Raw genomic sequence first — 18,966 nt, 5'->3', positions numbered from 1 at the left:
ACCATCGAATAAAAGTTATTATCACGGAGGATAAAGAATGAGCGATTTCGAACAATTACTGCTGACGTTGGAAGAGGCAAAAATCTCGATATCGCTGGATAACGATGATTTGGTTATTACTTCAGCCAAAGGCGCGCTAACCAGTGAGATTAAAAGTGCGCTACGCGAGCATAAAATGACCATGGTGCACGCTCTGCGTAATGGCAAACGCCTGTCAAACGCGTTTGAGGTGGTGGTCCCTGCGAACAAGATTACCCCAGAGACGACGGCGATTACGCCTGAGCTGTTGCCGCTGATTGACTTTACTCAGAAAGATATCGATCACGTGGTCGAACAGGTGTCCGGCGGCGTGAGTAATATCCAGGATATCTACTCGCTGGCGCCGCTTCAGGAAGGGATTCTGTTCCACCATATGCTGGCCAGCAAAGGCGACCCCTACCTGCAAACGGGGCAGATGACCTTTGATAGCCGCGAAAAGGTCGATAACTATCTTGCCGCGGTGCAGAAGGTGGTTGACCGCCACGATATCATGCGTACCGGTTTCTACTGGGAAGGCGTATCGACGCCGTGCCAGGTGGTTCAGCGTCAGGCGAAACTGCACGTGCTGGAGGTGGATCTGGACCCGGCGAACGGTCCTATCGCTAAGCAGCTGTCCGAGCGTTTCGATCCGTCGCATTACAGCATCGACCTGGCTAAGCCGCCGTTACTGAACGCGTTTGTCGCTTATGACAAGCGTAGCAACCGTTGGGAGATGTTCCGCGTTCTGCATCACCTGATCGATGATATTACGTCGGTGCTTATTCTTTCCGCTGAGATTCATACCTTCCTGGCCGGGCGCGGGCACACGTTGCCGGCAGCGCAACCGTTCCGTCGTTTGATCGCGCAGGTGCGCCTTGGTAAAAGCCCGGAAGAGCATGAGCGTTATTTCCGCGCTACGCTGGCGGATATCGATGAGCCGACCGCACCTTACGGCCTGGTCAATATGCTGGATGACTTCGACATTATCGAAGTAACCCGCAAGGTTCCCCAGCGCTTGAACGATGCCCTGCGTGCGCATGCGCGCCGTCTGGGGGTGAGCCTCGGCAGCATTTGCCATCTGGCGTGGGGCCAGGTTCTGGCCTGCATCAGCGGCCAGGATTCCGTGGTGTTCGGCACCATTCTGTTTGGTCGTATGCATGCCGGCGACGGCGCCGACCAGATCATGGGGCCATTCATTAACACGCTGCCGATCCGCCTTGATATGCATGGCGCCAGCGTTGAGGAAAGCGTGCGCACCACCCACAAACGTCTGGCGGAACTGCTTAGCCATGAGCATGCGTCATTGGCGTTGGCGCTGCGTTGCAGCGGTATTAGCGGTTCTACGCCGCTGTTCAACACCCTGTTTAACTATCGCCATAACCGCGAATCAGAAAGCAAGTCGCTGGATTTTGTGGTGCCGGAGGCCGATCAGTGGGATGGCTTCGAAGAGCGCACCACTTACCCGATTACGCTGTCGGTGGATGACTACGGCAACGCGCTTGGCCTGAATATTCAGGTGGTGGACTCGCTGGACCCCGAACTGCTGTTCGCCTATACGCAACAGGCGCTTGAAAATATCGCCGGCGCGCTGGATAACGCGCCAAATACGCCGATGCAGCAGATCGCTATTCTGCCTGCCGCAGAGCGCCATTTGCTGTTGAACGACTGGAATAACACCGACAAGGTTTACCCTGACGTTGCCTATACGCATCAGATGTTCGAAGCGCAGGTAAAACTGACGCCGTCGGCAACGGCGCTGCGCTTTGGCGATCGTGAACTGAGCTACGCGGAGCTGAATGCCGTGTCCAACCAACTGGCGCACCATTTACGCCAGCAGGGCGTTAAACCGGACGATCGCGTTGCCATCTGTCTGGAGCGCAGCATCGAGATGGTGGTGGGCCTGATGGGGATCGTCAAGGCCGGTGGGGCCTACGTGCCGCTCGACCCTGATTACCCGCAGGAGCGCCTGTCCTACATTCTGCAAGACTCGGCGCCGAAGCTGCTGCTGCTCGACAAACGCGGGCGTGAAGTGACCGCGGAACTAGACACGACCGGCACCGTTGCGTTTGAGCTGGATGTGGCGTCTCTGGCGCGTTCATCTTTGTCGACGGAATCGCTATCGCCCGCGGAGTTGGGGCTGACGTCGCGCAATCTTGCCTATGTTATCTACACCTCTGGCTCGACCGGCAAGCCCAAAGGCGTAGAAAACGAACATCGCGGGCTGATCAACCGCTTGCAGTGGATGCAAGACGCTTACCAGCTCGACAGCAGCGATGCCGTGTTGCAAAAAACCACCTTCAGCTTTGACGTGTCGGTGTGGGAGTTCTTCTGGCCGCTCTCTGTCGGCGCGACCCTGGTCGTCGCCCCGCCGGGAGCGCACAAAGATACGCAGGCGCTTGCGCAGGTGATCCAGGCGAACAACATCACCACCATTCACTTTGTCCCCTCGATGCTGAACCTGTTTCTGGCCAACGACAGCGTGACGGCGTGCCGTTCTCTGCGCCGCATTGTGTGTAGTGGCGAGGCGCTGAGTTCCGCCAGCGTGGCACGTTGTTACAAACTGCTGCCGGATACGGCGGTACACAATTTGTACGGGCCGACGGAAGCGGCCATCGACGTAACCGCTTGGACCTGTCCGAAAGATTTGCCGGAAACCGCCATCGTGCCGATCGGCCGTCCTATCGCCAATCTGCGCATCTATTTGCTGGATCAACACCTGCGCCCGGTGCCGCGCGGCGTGGTGGGCGAGTTGTACATCGGCGGGGTGGGGGTGGCGCGTGGATACCTCAACCGTCCTGACCTGACGGCTGAGCGTTTCGTTAACGATCCCTTTGTATCGGGCGCCGACGCCCGGATGTACCGGACCGGCGACGTGGCGCGCTATCTGGCGAACGGCGATATCGAATATCTCGGGCGTAACGATAATCAGGTCAAAATCCGTGGGTTCCGTATCGAACTGGGCGAGATCGATGCGGAGTTACTCAAACAACCCGCTGTTCGTGAAGCGGTGGTGGTCGCTCGCGGCGATGTGCAGGGTGACTTGCGTCTGGTGGCGTATGTGGTGCTCAGCGCTGAAGCAGAAACCGAAGGCTTGAGCACATCTGAGCATATCGCGCAGTGGCGCAGCAGCCTGGCCGCGCAGTTGCCTGAATACATGGTGCCTGCGGCATTCGTCAAACTGGATCACCTGCCGCTGACCGCCAACGGCAAGTTAGACCGTAAGGCGTTACCCCTGCCCGATGATTCATCATTCTTCCGGCGCGCGTATGAAGCGCCGCAGGGCGATGTTGAAATCGCCATGGCCGAGCTGTGGCAGGAACTGCTGGGCGTGGAGCGTATCGGGCGTCACGACAATTTCTTCGAGCTGGGTGGGCATTCGCTGTTGGCGGTGCAACTGATGGAGCATCTGCGCCAGCGCGATTTGAGTACGGAAATTCGTGCCTTGTTCGATAGCCCGACGTTAGCCGAGCTGTCCGCACGTACCATTGAACTCGATGAGATGAGATTATGATCGATTTCGATGACCTGTGGCAGAGACTGGGGAAAGCCAATATCGCCTTATCGCTGGATGGCGAATCTCTGGTCATCAAGGCAGCGAAGGGGTCGTTGACCCCTGATATCAAGGCGGCGTTGCGGGAGCACAAACCGGCGCTCGTCGACGCGCTGCGCCAGGGGCGAGAGTTATCCTCGCCAGGCGGGAATAGCGGTTCAGGCGTGCCGGCGAATCGGATCGCTCCGGAGACTACCCGGCTGACGCCAGATATGCTGCCGCTGATTGATCTCACTCAGGCTGATATTGCGCATATTGTCGCCAGCGTACCGGGCGGCGTAGCGAATGTGCAGGATATCTACGCATTGACGCCGTTGCAGGAAGGGATCCTCTTCCTGCACCAGTTGAGCGACAAGGGGGACCCTTACCTACAGTTCGCCAGGATCTCACTGGCTAACCGTGAGGTGATGACGCAATACGTGGCGGCGGTTCAGCACACTATTAACCGGCATGACATTCTGCGCACGGCGTTTTTCTCGCGCGGGCTGTCGCGCTCGGCACAGGTAGTGCTGCGTCACGCCCGCGTCCAGGTCACGGAAGTGGAGCTGGACCCGGCCAATGGGCCTGTCATGGCGCAATTGGTCGAACGCTATCATCCATCGCATTACCGCATTGACCTGACTCAGGCGCCGCTGCTGAGCCTGTATGTCGCGCAGGACCGGCAAAGCGGGCGCTGGGAAATGCTGATGCTGCTGCATCACCTGGTCGATGATATCGCCTCGTTGCAGATCATGATCCGCGATATTACGGCCTTTATCATGGGGCGTGGTCAGCTATTGCCCGCGCCGCAACCGTTCCGTCGCCTGATCGCCAGGATACGTGCAGGGGCGTCCGATGCACAGCACGAGCAATTCTTCCGCCAGATGCTGGGAGACATCGATGCGCCGACGCTCGCGTTTGGCATGGCTAATGGGGCGGTGGACAACGCCAGCGTTGTTGAGCTGCGCCACAATGTAGAGCCGACTATCGTCGCGCGTTTACGTGCTCATGCACGCCGTCTTGGCGTCAGCATGGGGAGCCTCTGTCACCTGGTGTGGGGGCAGGTGATGGCACGCGCCAGCGACAGCGACACGGTGGTGTTCGGCACCATCCTGCTGGGCCGATTGCAGGCCGGCGAGGGCGCCGATCAGATCATGGGGCCGTTCATTAATACGCTGCCGATCCGCCTGGACCTGGGGAATGTCGGCGTGGAAGAGAGTGTCCGTTTGACGCACAAGCGTCTGGCGGCATTACTGGATCATGAACACGCTGCTCTCAGTTTGGCTCAGCGTTGCAGCGGTATTGCGCCGCCGACGGCCTTGTTCAATGTGCTGTTCAACTACCGCCACAACCAGCAGGCGGAAGACGAACGCGTTGATGTGTCCGGTGAACGTGATGACGTGGAATGGCACGGCTTCGAAGAGCGCACCGATTACCCGCTGACCGTGTCGGTGGATGACTTCGGTGAGACGTTGCGCCTGAACGTGCTCGCGGCAGCGCCGTTGTCTGCACAACGGATTATCGGCTATCTCCAGCAGACCATGAAAAGCCTGGCCGATGCGCTGGACGGCGACCCCGTCAGGCCGATGCATGCGCTGGAAATTCTGCCCGCTGGCGAACGCACGCGACTGCTGGTTGACTGGAACGCGACGGCAGCCGCTTATCCCGCGAATGAGCCTGTTCACCGGTTGTTCGAGCAACAGGCGGCCCGCACGCCAGAAGCGATTGCGGTCATCGACGGCGAAGCGCGGATGAGTTATGACCGTCTGAATCAGCGCGCCAACCAACTGGCGCAGGTGCTGGTAGCCCGCGGGGTACAGCCGGGGGATTTCGTGGCGCTATTGCTGCCGCGTGGCAGCGCATTGCTGGCGGCGACGCTTGCCATACTCAAGGCGGGCGCGACCTACGTGCCGCTGGATCCACTGGCGCCGCAAGAGCGGTTAAGCTGGGTTATCGAGGATTGCTCCGCTCGCTTCCTGATCAGCGACGGCCATCACGCGCTGGCGGCAGACATCAATCTGCCGGTGATTGACGTCGATAGCGCTGAGGTGACGCAGGCGAGCGCCGACGCCGTCGACGTGCAGGTTGCCGCCGCCGCGCCGGCTTATATCATCTATACCTCCGGTTCCACCGGTATACCGAAAGGCGTATTGGTGCCGCATTACGCTATCAATCGTCTGGTGATTAATAGCGGTGTCGGCGTGTTTGCGCCGGGCGATCGCATGGCGCTTGCCGCCAACACGGCCTTTGATGCGAGTACGCTGGAGATATGGGCGCCGTTGCTCAATGGCGGCGCCTGCGTGGTGATTGATCAGGATACCTTGCTCACGCCGGCACGGCTGGTGCGTACGCTTCAGCAGCATCGCGTGAACCAGATGTGGCTGACCGTGGGCTTGTTCAACCAGCTGTATAGCGAACTGGCCCCGGTGATTGCGCAGTTCACGTCTCTGTTCATCGGCGGCGATGCGCTCGATCCGAACATCATTGCCCAGGTGCTGCGCGCGACGCCATCGGCGAAGCTGGTTAATGGCTACGGCCCGACTGAAACCACCACTTTTGCCACTACCTACCCGATCCATGACGTTGCGGCCAATGCGGCCAGCATTCCTATCGGGCGCCCCATCGGCAATACCCAGCTTTACGTGCTGGATAAGCATCAGCATCCCGCGCCATTAGGCGCCATTGGCGAGCTGTATATCGGCGGGGACGGCGTCGCGCTGGGGTATCTGAATCGTGCCGAGCTGACCGCCGAACGTTTCGTTGCCAATCCGTTTTCGGCTGAGCCGCGCACCCGCCTGTATCGCACCGGCGATCTGGTGCGCTATCAGGACGATGGCAACCTTGTTTTTGTGGGGCGTAACGATCAACAGGTCAAGCTGCGTGGTTTTCGTATTGAGCTGGGCGAGATAGAGGCGCGTCTGGCCGAGCATCCGCACGTCGATAACGCGTTGGTGCTGGCGGTGGATAACGGCGGCGGCAAGCGTCTGGTCGCCTACGTGGTTAGCGCTGGGCTGCACGCCTCTGAGGCGGCGTTGCAGGATTATCTGAGTGAACGTTTGCCTGACTATATGGTGCCGGCGCGTATCGTGGCGCTGGCGCAATTCCCGCTGACCGCTAACGGAAAAGTGGACCGCAAGGCGCTGCCGGCGGTGGAATTCAGCGATGCCACCGCCTATCGGGCGCCGCGTAACGCGCGGGAGGCGGCGCTGTGCGAGCTGTATGCCGAATTACTTCAGCATCCGCAAATCGGCATTGACGATGACTTTTTTGCGATGGGCGGACACTCGATTCTGGCTACCGGATTAATCGCCCGTATTCGCAGCCGCTTGGGTATTGAACTGCCGGTGCGGCTGCTGTTTGAAAACCCTACGGTGGCAAGTCTGGCGAAACAGCTTGATGAGCATACCAACGTCCGTCAGCCGCTACGTAAGGTCGAGCCGCGCCCCGATCCCCTGCCGGTATCTTACGGCCAGCAGTTGATGTGGGTTGGGCAGAATACCCGTGGTGATAATTCATCGCTCAATACGCCGATTGTCGTCTCGCTTGAGGGCGAGCTGGATCAGGCGGCGTTAACGGCGGCGCTGTACGATCTGGTGGAGCGTCATGAAACGCTGCGCACCCGTTTTGGGGTGGTGGAGGGGCAACCGGTGCAGGTGGTCGCGCCATTCGCCGATGTCCATTTCGACATCCCGTACAGTGAAGTGAGCGCGGAGCAGGTGCATCAGGCGGTATTTACCGCAATTACCTCGGTGTTCGATCTGTCGGTTGATCTGCCGTTCCGTCCTTCGATACTCCGGGTCGGGCCACAAACCCACATTCTGGTGATGCTATTCCACCATATTGCCTGCGATGCGTTTTCGCTGGCACCGCTGACACGGGATCTCACGCGTGCCTATCAGGCGCGTCTTGCCGGCCACGCGCCGCGGTTCGCTCCGTTGCCGGTGCAATATGCCGACTACGCGGTGTGGCACCGTGAGCTACTCGGCGATCCGAATGATCCGAACAGCCTGTTTGCAGAACAGTTGGCGTACTGGAAGACAACGCTGGCGGGCTTACCCGCGACGCTCGCGCTGCCGGAGGATTACCCGCGCCCGGCAAAACCCAGCTATCGCGGCGAGATGTTGCCTTTGCAGATCGATGCTCGTTTGCACCGGCGTTTGAGCGCCCTTGCGCGCGATCGCAATATGACGTTGTCGATGGTATTGCAGGCGGCGCTGGGCATCTATTACACCCAACTGGGCGCGGGCGAAGATATCCCGCTTGGCGCGGTTTCCGCAGGGCGTAGCGACGACGCGCTGAATGAGCTGGTGGGATGTTTCCTGACGCAATGGGTGATGCGTGTCGATACCTCCGGGAATCCCCGTGTTAATGAGGTGCTCGAACGGGTACGCACACAGGCGTTAAGCTCGTATGGTCATCAGGATATTCCTTACCTGAAGCTGGTCGGCGAATTATTGCCGGTGCGCTCGCCGTCGCATTATCCGCTGTTCCAGACCATGATGATTCTGCAAAACGCGCCATCGGAAACCTTTGATATTCCTGGCCTGAAGGCGCAGGTCTACCCCGCCCACAGCGGTAACGCCAAGTGGGATCTCTATTTCATGCTGTACGAAAAATACAGCGAGGACGGTGAGCCGCTGGGTATGGATGGCATTCTGGAATATGCCGTCGATCTGTTTCGCCGTGAAACCGCCGAGCGTATGGCCGTCGGCTATCTCGCCACGCTTGAAGCGATGGTTTCCACCCCGGATGCGCCGATCGATCAGCTTGATGCGCTCTGTCATCCGGCGCCCGGTGAGGCTGGCGCGAAGCAACGCCCAGCGGCGCGCTCAGTTGCCGCGGCGACGGCTGATTTCAATCCGCTAATCACCTTGCAAAAAGGCGCGGCCAATGGCACGCCGCTGTTTTGCGTGCCCGGTGCCGGGGCGGGCGTTACGGATTTCATGCCGTTCGTACAGGCATTGCCCGGCGGGCAGCCGGTTTATGGCTTGCTGCCTAAAGGGATTGATGGCGTTGACGTCCCTGAGCTGTCGGTTGAAGCGGCGGCTGCACGTAACCTGGCGGCTATTCGTCTGGCGGGTATCAGTGAAAAGACGCCGATTCATCTGCTTGGTCACTCTTTCGGCGGGCAGGTTGCGTTCGACATGGCGCGCCGATTAACGGCCCAGGGGGGCCGCGTGGCGTCGTTGACGCTGATCGATTCCGAAGCGCCTCTCGGCAGTATGGATGCCGCCGTAACGCCGAGCCTGGCTGCGTGCCTGCGCGAGTATGTCGAAAGCATCGGGTTCAATTTAGAGACGACGCTGGAGATTGATGAATCCCTTTACGGCAGCCACGACCTTGAACAGGTGTTGGCTGCCGTGCACCAGCACCTGCATCGCGCGGGGAAAATTCCGGTCAATTCGTCTTCGCGGCTGCTGCAAGGCTCGTGGCAAACCTTTTATGCCGCGCGACAAACGCACTATCTGCCGGCGGCACGCTACCGCGGCCAGGTAAACCTGATACAGGTGCGCGATCCGTGGAGGGATGCCGACGAGGATCGTCATCGTCGAGGTGAAGATGCGGCGGGATGGGCCCGCTGGGTTGAAGAGCTGGAAACCATCGCGGGACCGGCGCAGCACTTTACCGTGCTGAAAGCCCCGCATGTCACCGAGCTGGCGCGATGGTGGCTTCAGTTTGTGCATGTGGGCGCAGCCCAGTAAAGGCTTGCGTCCGCGTACCATGGAAGGTGCCGGAATTCGTCAATAGGCCCCTTCTGCGGCCATGTGCTGCGGCATTATCGAAGCACTATCGAAAGTGTTGCAGCACTGTCTAAAAACGTAATGAGTGGATGAAAATGACTAAACAATTACAGGATGTTTTTGAGGATATTGACGCGGTCCCGTTGGAGAAAATCAACCCGGCAAGTCGGGATCGTTTCATTAATGCTGCCGAATTGCCGATGTTTGAACGTCTCAGACGCGAAGACCCGGTGCATTTCACGCCGGAAAGCGAATTTGGGCCTTACTGGTCGCTCACGCTGTGGGAGGATATTCGCGCTGTTGGCAATAACTATCGTGATTTCACCTCCACGCAGAACATCGATCTGAAATCGATTGAAGAGAAGATCAAACTCGAAGCGGCGCTGCAGGCTCTGGGCCATGAACGGCGCAAAAACGTTGGCTTCATCACGATGGATCCCCCTGAGCATACTAAACACCGCAAGGCGGTAACACCGGCCGTGGGGCCTTCCAGCCTGGCTCAAATGGAGCCGATAATGCGGGAACGTGCGGGAATTATTCTCGACAGCCTGCCAATCGGCGAGCCTTTTGACTGGGTGGATTTGGTATCCAAGGAGCTTACGGCGACAGTACTGGCGACGCTGCTCGACTTTCCGTTTGAAGAGCGCCGTAAGCTGACATTTTGGTCTGACCTGCTGATGTTCGAGCCGGGGCATGGCCTGGTGAAAAGCTGGGAGCAAAAGGCGGAAGAAACCGTTAAATGCTATCAAGTCTTTGAGGCGCTGTGGGAAAAACGCCGTAATGGGCCGCCAAGCTATGACCTTATCTCGATGCTGGCTCATCACCCCGACACGCGCGATATGACGTTAGAACAGTTCCGCGGCACCATTGTGCTGCTGATCATCGGTGGTAACGACACGACGCGTAACACTATCTCCAGCAGCCTTTACTTGCTTGATAAATATCCGGAAGAGTTCGCCAAACTCAAAGCAAATCCTAAGCTGGTGATGCCGATGATATCGGAAACGCTGCGCTTTCACCCCCCGGTCAACTTTATGAGCCGTGTTGCCACCCGCGATGTTGAAATCCGTGGCAAAAACATCAAGGAAGGCGACCGTGTCGTCATGTGGTACACGTCCGGTAACCGCGATGCCTCGGCGATTGAAGATCCCGATACCTTCAGCATCGACCGTGAACGCGCCCGCCGGCATCTCTCCTTTGGCGTTGGAGTACATGCCTGCATCGGCAGCCGGGTTGCCGAAATGCAACTGACGGTTATCTGGGAAGAAATTCTCAAGCGTTTTTCCAGAATCGAAGTACTTGAAGAGCCGGAACGTAGCTACTCCAATTTTTTACATGGTTTTGAAAATCTGAAAGTCATCATTCCTAAAGCGTGAGCCTGGGAGAATGGACTAATGACAGTATTAAAATAACCAGAAATAGGTTCGACGATATCGGCATAGTACCGTCGGTATCGCCGGAATTGGATTGCCGGCGTCACTAAATGGTTAGGCATAGATGCCGTTATTCCGTCAGGTGCAGGGGATAATACGAGATCCAAATTACCGTGCTGTTCCTTAAATAACGATGTCTGGTTGTGATTCCCGGTCGGGAAATAATGCCTTTTGCCATTGACGGTTTGGAGTAGGTGCTATGTGGCTGAAAAATAAGGTGACGTCGTCGGCGTTAGCGTGCGCGATGTCATCAGACGATATCGCGGTGACGACACTCAAGGTTCGCCGTGGTCGCTTTATCAATAACAACTATATGGTGCTTAACCGCCGCCTGAACCAGGCGTTGCTGATTGATCCGGCATGGGAAATAGACACACTGGAAACCGCGTTGAAGCATGCTAATGCAGAGCTTGTGGGAATATTGATCACCCATGCTCATCCTGACCATATTGATCTTGCTGAGTCTTTGGCGAATAAACATGGTTGCCCGGTGTGGATATCACGTAAGGAGGCGGAATCTTCGGGATTCTGTATTCCAGCAATGCGTATGTTTGAAGATCGCTCCTGGGAAGCGGCGGGGATGCTTATTCGCCCGATCATTACGCCGGGCCATACGTCGGGAAGTACTTGTTATTGGATCGGTCCGCACGTCTTTACTGGCGATACGCTGTTCATTGAGGGCTGCGGGCTGTGTTCCAATTATGCGGATGCGGCAAGCTTATTTTCGAGTATTGAACGTCTTAAAGCGATGTTACCCGAAAAGGCCCGCATTTATCCTGGGCACAGTTATGTGTATCCACCCGGGTTAACGTTTGCACAGGTGTTTCGTTATAACATTTATTTGTTTTTCGACAATGCGGAAAATTTTGCAAAATTTCGTATGAGGCGAGTTAAAAATAAAACAGGTTGGATGGCTTTTTCATAGACTGTTTCTAATTTTAATCGACTGTGGCGTATGGGAAATACGGCGCATCGGGGTACTTGGCTGTTAGCATCCGGAATATATATTCATGTTGGTAAGGGAGGCGATTTAATATGCATGATGAAAATTATTCAAACGACTATTTGAGTAGTGTTGAGGAATACGTTACAGGAAGCGAGGTGAGGGATGTAACACCATCGAAACTGTATTTCGATGACCTTAAAGTCGGTCAGGTCTTTTATAGCTCTGAATATCATGTCAGTGTGGATGAAATCACCGAGTTTTCGATGAAGTATGACCCGCAGCCTTTTCATATGGACGATAGGCTGGCAAAAGACTCCATCTTCAGAGGGCTGGCCGCAAGCGGGTGGCACACGGTAAGTATTACCATGAATCTACTGGTTAAAAGCTTACCTCTGGCGCATGGCATTATTGGCACTGGGGTTGAGAAGATCAACTGGCTTCGGCCTACACGACCAGGCGATATATTACGAATAAAAGCAAAAATTACTGCAATAGATATATCTTCCGCCAAACCGGACAGAGCATTAATGAGTATTCATATTTGTACGTTGGGTCAGGATAACAGAACTCGTCAGGAACTAATCGGCAAGCTTCTTGTTTTTCGGGTGAGCGATTGCTCTGCATCGCCTTAATCGTATTAATAATTACACAGTGATGAAATTATATTGCCGGATGCGCAATGCATGAACTTTGTTTTTGATATCCCGTTCTGGATAAGACGGTAATGATTGATCACTCAGGCTTCCTGGCTTCCGGTATGGCGCCATGATGGTGTCGCCATCTGATTGCGCTCGATTTATTTGATATGACGGTAAGCTTTCCATAACCATTTACAGTAAGGGATTACGTCTTGTCTTCTGAACTCTCCAGTGAAACATCAAACACCTTGTTGCAAGGTTCGATATTACGCTCGCTGATAAAGATGGGCGTGCCCGTTATTTTGGCCAATCTGTTACAGTCCGGATACATCATGACCGATGCTTTCTGGGTGGGGCGTTTGGGGGATAAAGCCGTCGCGGCAATATCGGTAAGCCAGCCTATAATTTTTCTGGCTTTTGCTTTAGGTATTGGCTTGAGCATAGCGGGTACGACACTGGTCGCGCAGTGTATTGGAGCCCGCTTGCATCGCGATGCCAACGCTATTGCGGCCCAGGTATTCATGTTGTCATTGCTATTTTCAATACCTATCTCGGTGGTAGGATATTTTCTTACGCCCTGGATGTTGCATACGCTCGGTACGCAGGAAGATGTATTTCCTCTTGCACTCAGCTTTTTGCGCGTTCTCATCAGTGGTCTGGTATTTACCTTTGGCTTTGCGATGCTGCAATCCCTGATGAGGGGCGCGGGCGAAGTCCGTATTCCATTATTGATCACGCTGGGTACGCTGATTCTCAACGCCATCATGGATCCGCTATTTATCTTTGGTTATGGGATTATTCCCGCATTTGGCGTAACGGGTGCTGGTATCGCTACTCTCATTAATCAAGGCATTGCGATGGTAGCAGGATTTTTGGCCTTACGTTTCAGCCGTATCAGCCTTAAGATTTATTTCCGCGCGATGAAACCCAGATTCGATATGGTTAAATCTGTCGTTCGGCTGGGAATGCCTGCGTCAATTGAACTCTGTGCTCATGCATTGGGTGCAAGTGGCATGATGTCTCTGGTGACCGAGCTGGGAACGGCGGTTACGGCAGCCTACGGTGTGGTGATTAATATTAATGCGCTGGTTATTGTACCGGCTATTGGCATGTCAATCGCCACCGCAACACTGGTTGGACAAAATGTTGGGGCGGGAAAATTTGAGCGTGCGCGTGCGATTGGGCGTTTAAGCGCAACGATCTCATTTTTAACACTGACAATGATTGGCCTGACAGGATTCGCTTTTGCGCCTGATATTATTGGTTTATTTGCGCCCGAACAGACCCAGGTTATTAATCACGGGACGCTTTTCTTTCATATCATCGCGCCAAGCTATGGGTTGATTGGATTGCAGATGGCTCTAAATGGTGCTTTTCGCGCCACAGGACGCACCATGACGACCATGACGCTGGCGCTGATTTCTCAATGGCTGGTGCAGATCCCGCTGGCATGGGGATTATCCCACTATACTTCGCTAGGTATCTCCGGCCTGTGGTGGGCATTTCCTATAACAAACCTATTAATGGCAGCTATTACTATTATTTTGTTTGAGCGGATCGATTGGGAAAGCTCCAGACTGTATCCCCCAATGACACAATCATCTGCGAAACAGCCGGATACACAGTAATAGCGCGTTGCCGGCCACTGCATGGCATGAGATGACCATGGTTGGGAAAGGAGGGCGCCAGTCTGGTAGGGTACGCTCAAGGTTCTGTGAAAGCGCCAGGTTTGTGGAGCTCGGAAGGTGAAGGATAGGCGGGCATTTTGCATAAATGCTTATAGGAAAAAATTGCATAAAGGGTCTTGCCATATACTCAGAGTTAGTCCATAATGCCGTCCATCCTGTTAAGCAGGATGCGAAAAACGATTTGAAAACAAAGGGTTATGAGTTAAATTTTAGTCTCGTTTCCCACTAGAAATCGATTTAGCAGTAATCAAGGTAAGGCGCGTTGGCAGAGTGGCCATGCAGCGGATTGCAAATCCGTCCACCTCGGTTCGACTCCGGGACGCGCCTCCAAAATCTGAGCCCAGATGGTGGAATCGGTAGACACAAGGGATTTAAAATCCCTCGGCGTTCGCGCTGTGCGGGTTCAAGTCCCGCTCTGGGCACCATGTGCTAACGCCTTGATGAATAATAAAATAATTTAAAGAACATGACCGCCACGAGGCGGTTTTTTTGTGCCTGCAATTCTCTTTTCCTAATATTTTTCCTAAAATGATTTTTCTTCATCGTTAGATATGCACTTACTTTAATTGTTTATTCTGACCGCCGACCGCCAGCACAATCGGTATTTTGCGGTCGTATCGTGCCGTTTGGCTGATTGTCATGTGTCCAGATATCGCCTGTTCCTTTGCTAATGTCCCTCCCAATCAGAAACCCCTTTGCTTTCAGAACGTGAAATCAAAACGCAGATGCACTACTTGCCATTCGGCGCATAATCGCCAGTGTTTTTGGCGGTATGCCGGCCACGCTGCCTTTGCTCCGGTGCTTATAGTCAAAACGGTTTTCCCGTGCGTTTAGTTCAATGATTGAACAGGAGAGGGCATGTAAATGCGTGAAATAACAACAAGCATTCATTGATTACCTATGATAATGCTTTATCCGGAATAATCTTAGCGATATGCTGCGCCCATTGATAATGAAAAGGAGCCCTTATGCTTAAGAATTATTTTTATGATCAACATGATGTCGCAAGAAGTGATGAAGAGAAAAGAGAGATAGTCGTCTCCGCTATCCTCGAAATCATCAAAGAGGGTGCCAGCGAAAGTGGTGTGCAAGTTGCTCTGGATGCGATCAGTACTAGAATCACTCAAACCGCCGATATCATTCAGCGTGCGTTAGAGAACGATTAATTATCTCGACGCGTGATGGCCGCCTTCGGGCGGTTTTTTATTGCCGCCGCGGCAGGCCTATTGCAATAGCGTAACCACTGGATCGGGCATTACTTCCAGCCCTGCTTTTACCTTTGTTCCCGTAAAGATGAATATTCAGACAACACCTGCGACCCCAATGCACTGTTCTGAAAAGCATAAAAATTCGTTGAAAGGTTCTGTCAGAGAAAAGCTGTGCGGCCGAACGAAAAAGCATAGGCTTATAAATAGCGAACTCTTTGATAACGGCCTGACGGCACCAGAGAAAACACGACCTGATTTGGGGGGGAGCTATGAGCGACTGACTTGAATGGGAATACCTCAGTTTCCTGGCTCAGTCGCCCTGACATCCAAGTCTGAAACATCGTTTCCCAACGTTATCTTCCAATGGCTTACCCGGCCTTAAAGACGAGATCATTGTGGCGCCGGCGTACCAATTCCTGTCGAATCCTGTTTGCCCGTTTGTTTCCCTGATGCGACAGTGGCGCCGGGCGTTGCATCGCTTTTTGCCTGGCAGGCAATAATGGCATCCACCTGGTCGGCGCAAGTCGCCAGCGCAGCTTCAGTTTCATCCAGCAGACTATTCAGCTCACCGTTGGTTTGCGGACTGGCCGCCGGGAACCGACATGGCGTCAGTCTGGGACAACCATTCACGGTAAGCGCGACCACCGGCGAAGGCGGGGTGCTGACGCAGCCGGATAATATCAGCAGGCAGGTCAGTGTCAGCCCAGCGTTTAAGCGCGTCGTTTTCATGTTGTAACCTCATCACCATTTTTTGCCGTTCAGAGAGCGCTGCCTGCGTCTCGGCGGCCATGTCGCGCAGCCGCGCCTGCTCAAGATTGTTGCGTTCAGCTTGCTCGGACAATGCTTTCAACTGGCCGGATTTTTCATCCAGCGCGGTCTGTTGCAACGACAGTGTCTGCGCTTGCTGTTCGGTTAACTGGCGGGTGTTGTGCAACCGCCAGGACTGCACGCCGACCCCAGCGCTAAGCGTCATCATGATGGCAGCGATGATCATGGCGCTTTTCATGCCAGTTTTCCGCCCGCTTGCCGGTACACGGCGATCAGCCGCTCGGCGTTATGCTCACGCTGACCATAGCCAGCCCCCGGCAGCGAAGCCCAGATGTTGTTGCATCGGGTAATGGCGCTGGTAAGCCGGCCTTGCATAATGTCGTCCAACGCGCGTTGCTCCCGAATCAGCTGGATCGCCAGCGTATCCTGCGAATCAGGTCCGAAATCCGGCAACGCCAACTGTGTTTTGTAGGCTGGCCAGTAGCGGTAGAGCTGTTGATAGCGCCCGGCAGCGGTGGAGCGCTGTCCCTGCTTATTGAAGATTTTTCCCGGACGGCCATTGGCGAATGGATGATCCCGGTAATCGGTGAAAATCTCTGGTTTGCCATCAATCCCGGTAACAATGACATCGTAGCCGCGATTACCGGTGAGCGGATGTGTTGCGGTCCCTTCGGAAAAAGCCAGCATGTCCAAAAACGCAATAAGGTTAGGATTATTGAGCATCGTTATTTTTCTCCGGTGTGTTTTTTTTGCCCAACTGGCGAACACGGCGTTGGATAAGCAGTTCGATAGTTTGGTAGCCGGCGATGCCCAGTGCGGCGCCAATGCCGTTGATAGCAACGGGCGACAGGTCAGGGAACTGTACCAGCGCAATGCCTGCCATCATTGAGACAAAACCTCCCAGCATCACGCGACCAATAAACAGCCGCAGTGTGATGGGCTCACTGCTCGCCAGCACTTTGCCGGCGGCAATCAGTGTGCCGATGATAAATAGAGAGACGATGCTTTTATCAGTTTCATTCATGTGTGAGTCCAGTCGTTGGTTTTTCAGGCAGAGTAATAACGGCGGAGATAACAGGATGTTTTCACGCGTTGTCTCGCGTTATATGCCCGTTATTAAACCAGTTGACGTATGGCGATGGGCAGCGATGGGTGATGGCTCAGTTATCAGCAAACACAGGATGCGGTAATGCGGGGATGGACAATCGGCATTGTCGGTCACGGTGACGGCAAGGCATCAGCGTGGCAATATTTTTATCTGCTATTAAATATAATGGTTATTCTATTTGCATATAGATGATGCTCTCAATATTAAATTAATACACTAATAATGTGATTTTTATTTAGATGAGCGAGAAATGGTTTATTTTTTATTTTTCCTGATGCTTTATCATGGCGTATGCGCCGCGAATGGCATATATATCTTTAACCGTTGAATATCACTCGGCTGCAGTCAGTATTCATATACCGTAAACGTAGTATACTCACGCCACCTCAATATGCAGGATGCAACGTACTCGGAACAGCCTCTGTTCAGGGAAAACCGAAGGAATAGTACCCTTCCAACGTAATTTCACAGTGACAGGCTGATTCATTGGGCTATCGATTTTAGAGGCTGCGGATCGCAGCCTTTTCCCCGCTTGACGATATTTGCCGAAATATGCATCTTGAGGACAATGGATAAATGATTTTTACAACATCATGAGGCAAAGGATGAAATATTTAAATTGCTTTATCAGTACCGGCTTAGCAGCATTTTTTCTGGTAAACAGTACATCAGTTCTGGCCGCGGATTGCAGTTCGGATCTCACTAGCGGAATTAGCACCAAGCGTATTTATTATGTTGCGCCAAATGGCAACAGCAGCAATAACGGCAGCAGCTTTAATGCGCCGATGAGCTTTTCCGCTGCTATGGCGGCTGTTAACCCCGGTGAGTTGATTCTGTTGAAACCGGGAACCTATACCATTCCCTATACTCAGGGTAAAGGGAATACGATCACATTTAATAAATCCGGGAAAGATGGCGCGCCGATTTATGTGGCCGCCGCCAATTGCGGCCGGGCGGTATTTGACTTCTCATTCCCTGATAGCCAATGGGTACAGGCGTCTTATGGGTTTTATGTGACCGGCGACTACTGGTATTTCAAAGGCGTTGAGGTAACACGAGCCGGTTATCAGGGGGCTTATGTGATTGGTAGCCACAATACCTTTGAGAATACGGCGTTCCATCATAACCGTAATACCGGCCTTGAAATCAACAACGGCGGTTCATACAACACGGTAATTAATTCAGACGCCTACCGTAATTATGACCCTAAAAAGAACGGTAGCATGGCTGATGGCTTTGGACCAAAACAAAAACAGGGGCCGGGTAACCGTTTCGTCGGTTGCCGCGCCTGGGAAAACTCGGATGACGGATTTGACTTATTCGACAGTCCGCAAAAAGTGGTGATTGAAAACAGCTGGGCTTTCCGTAACGGTATTAATTACTGGAATGACAGCGCGTTCGCCGGCAATGGCAATGGGTTCAAGCTGGGAGGAAACCAGGCGGTCGGCAATCATCGCATTACCCGTTCCGTCGCGTTTGGCAACGTGAGCAAAGGTTTTGACCAGAACAATAACGCCGGCGGCGTCACGGTAATAAATAACACATCATATAAAAACGGCATTAATTATGGTTTCGGGAGCAACGTCCAGTCAGGGCAGAAACATTATTTCCGCAACAACGTGTCTCTGTCTGCTTCTGTAACGGTCAGTAACGCGGATGCGAAATCCAACTCATGGGATACGGGACCGGCGGCTTCCGCGTCCGATTTCGTCAGCCTGGATACCTCGCTGGCTACCGTATCTCGTGATAATGACGGCACGTTGCCGGAAACCTCGCTGTTCCGTCTGTCGGCTAACTCAAAGCTGATTAACGCGGGTACGAAAGAGAGCAATATCAGTTATTCAGGCAGCACACCGGATTTGGGGGCTTTTGAACGCAATTAAGTGATG

General features: G+C 54.2%; 12 protein-coding genes and 2 tRNA genes. 10 read left to right on the top strand and 4 right to left on the bottom strand.

The window, feature by feature from the left end; genetic code table 11:
- The first annotated feature begins 37 nt into the window (after nt 1-37).
- The 9 genes from solG to DDA898_RS13970 all read left to right on the top strand — a co-directional run bounded on the left by solG (nt 38) and on the right by DDA898_RS13970 (nt 15,159).
- Nucleotides 38-3,529 carry a solanimycin non-ribosomal peptide synthetase SolG gene (solG, locus tag DDA898_RS14010; protein ID WP_038911490.1) on the top strand — a complete coding sequence of 1,164 codons (3,492 nt, stop codon included), beginning with the start codon at nt 38-40 and terminating at the stop codon, nt 3,527-3,529.
- Nucleotides 3,526-9,249: a non-ribosomal peptide synthetase gene (locus tag DDA898_RS14005; RefSeq protein ID WP_038911489.1), complete on the top strand. Its 5,724-nt coding sequence runs from the start codon at nt 3,526-3,528 to the stop codon at nt 9,247-9,249. Before solG ends, DDA898_RS14005 begins: the two co-directional genes overlap by 4 nt.
- Nucleotides 9,250-9,383: 134 nt before the next feature.
- A complete protein-coding gene (gene solI / locus DDA898_RS14000) occupies nt 9,384-10,664 on the top strand; it encodes a solanimycin biosynthesis cytochrome P450 SolI (protein ID WP_033112350.1) in 1,281 nt (426 codons plus the stop codon).
- A gap of 256 nt (nt 10,665-10,920) precedes the next feature.
- Nucleotides 10,921-11,646: a solanimycin biosynthesis MBL-fold hydrolase SolJ gene (gene solJ / locus DDA898_RS13995; protein WP_038911488.1), complete on the top strand. Its 726-nt coding sequence runs from the start codon at nt 10,921-10,923 to the stop codon at nt 11,644-11,646.
- A 110-nt stretch (nt 11,647-11,756) separates the two neighbouring features.
- A complete protein-coding gene (locus DDA898_RS13990) occupies nt 11,757-12,299 on the top strand; it encodes a MaoC family dehydratase (protein WP_050570267.1) in 543 nt (180 codons plus the stop codon).
- A gap of 218 nt (nt 12,300-12,517) precedes the next feature.
- Nucleotides 12,518-13,933 (top strand): solanimycin export family MATE transporter SolL, encoded by a 1,416-nt coding sequence (gene solL, locus DDA898_RS13985; RefSeq protein WP_038911487.1) that lies wholly within the window; start codon nt 12,518-12,520, stop codon nt 13,931-13,933.
- 316 nt (nt 13,934-14,249) lie between these two features.
- Nucleotides 14,250-14,323 (top strand) — tRNA-Cys (locus tag DDA898_RS13980).
- Between the two features lie 8 nt (nt 14,324-14,331).
- Nucleotides 14,332-14,418, top strand: a tRNA-Leu gene (locus tag DDA898_RS13975).
- A 543-nt stretch (nt 14,419-14,961) separates the two neighbouring features.
- On the top strand, nt 14,962-15,159 hold the full coding sequence (locus tag DDA898_RS13970) for a hypothetical protein (RefSeq protein WP_033111940.1): 198 nt from the start codon (nt 14,962-14,964) through the stop codon (nt 15,157-15,159).
- Nucleotides 15,160-15,591: 432 nt separating this feature from the next.
- Here the strand turns inward: DDA898_RS13970 and lysC are convergent, their stop codons facing one another.
- Genes lysC through DDA898_RS13955 form a run of 4 tightly spaced genes read right to left on the bottom strand, consistent with a single transcriptional unit; the run spans nt 15,592 to nt 16,993 of the window.
- A complete protein-coding gene (gene lysC, locus DDA898_RS23710; RefSeq protein ID WP_236616739.1) occupies nt 15,592-15,882 on the bottom strand; it encodes an Rz1-like lysis system protein LysC in 291 nt (96 codons plus the stop codon).
- Nucleotides 15,767-16,207 (bottom strand): Rz-like lysis system protein LysB, encoded by a 441-nt coding sequence (lysB, locus tag DDA898_RS13965; protein ID WP_038911486.1) that lies wholly within the window; start codon nt 16,205-16,207, stop codon nt 15,767-15,769. Before lysB ends, lysC begins: the two co-directional genes overlap by 116 nt.
- Nucleotides 16,204-16,692, bottom strand: coding sequence for a glycoside hydrolase family 24 protein (locus DDA898_RS13960; protein ID WP_038911485.1), 489 nt, complete (start codon nt 16,690-16,692; stop codon nt 16,204-16,206). The genes lysB and DDA898_RS13960 overlap by 4 nt, the downstream gene beginning before the upstream one ends.
- Nucleotides 16,682-16,993, bottom strand: coding sequence for a phage holin family protein (locus DDA898_RS13955; RefSeq protein ID WP_013318541.1), 312 nt, complete (start codon nt 16,991-16,993; stop codon nt 16,682-16,684). Before DDA898_RS13955 ends, DDA898_RS13960 begins: the two co-directional genes overlap by 11 nt.
- 689 nt (nt 16,994-17,682) lie before the next feature.
- Between DDA898_RS13955 and pelL the strand changes: the two genes are divergently transcribed.
- A complete protein-coding gene (pelL, locus tag DDA898_RS13950; RefSeq protein ID WP_038911484.1) occupies nt 17,683-18,960 on the top strand; it encodes a pectate lyase PelL in 1,278 nt (425 codons plus the stop codon).
- Nucleotides 18,961-18,966 lie beyond the last annotated feature (6 nt).

It is taken from the genome of Dickeya dadantii NCPPB 898 (assembly GCF_000406145.1).
In the GTDB taxonomy this organism is placed as follows: Bacteria; Pseudomonadota; Gammaproteobacteria; order Enterobacterales; family Enterobacteriaceae; genus Dickeya; species Dickeya dadantii.
This window is presented reverse-complemented; position numbering and strand designations above follow the sequence as displayed.

Bases quoted from the DNA above. Each gene is read 5' to 3' on its own strand.
- solG (WP_038911490.1), top strand. From the start codon at position 38: ATGAGCGATTTCGAACAATTACTGCTGACGTTGGAAGAGGCAAAAATC.
- DDA898_RS14005 (WP_038911489.1), top strand. From the start codon at position 3,526: ATGATCGATTTCGATGACCTGTGGCAGAGACTGGGGAAAGCCAATATC.
- solI (WP_033112350.1), top strand. From the start codon at position 9,384: ATGACTAAACAATTACAGGATGTTTTTGAGGATATTGACGCGGTCCCG.
- solJ (WP_038911488.1), top strand. From the start codon at position 10,921: ATGTGGCTGAAAAATAAGGTGACGTCGTCGGCGTTAGCGTGCGCGATG.
- DDA898_RS13990 (WP_050570267.1), top strand. From the start codon at position 11,757: ATGCATGATGAAAATTATTCAAACGACTATTTGAGTAGTGTTGAGGAA.
- DDA898_RS13970 (WP_033111940.1), top strand. From the start codon at position 14,962: ATGCTTAAGAATTATTTTTATGATCAACATGATGTCGCAAGAAGTGAT.
- lysB (WP_038911486.1), bottom strand. From the start codon at position 16,207: ATGAAAAGCGCCATGATCATCGCTGCCATCATGATGACGCTTAGCGCT.
- DDA898_RS13960 (WP_038911485.1), bottom strand. From the start codon at position 16,692: ATGCTCAATAATCCTAACCTTATTGCGTTTTTGGACATGCTGGCTTTT.
- DDA898_RS13955 (WP_013318541.1), bottom strand. From the start codon at position 16,993: ATGAATGAAACTGATAAAAGCATCGTCTCTCTATTTATCATCGGCACA.
- pelL (WP_038911484.1), top strand. From the start codon at position 17,683: ATGAAATATTTAAATTGCTTTATCAGTACCGGCTTAGCAGCATTTTTT.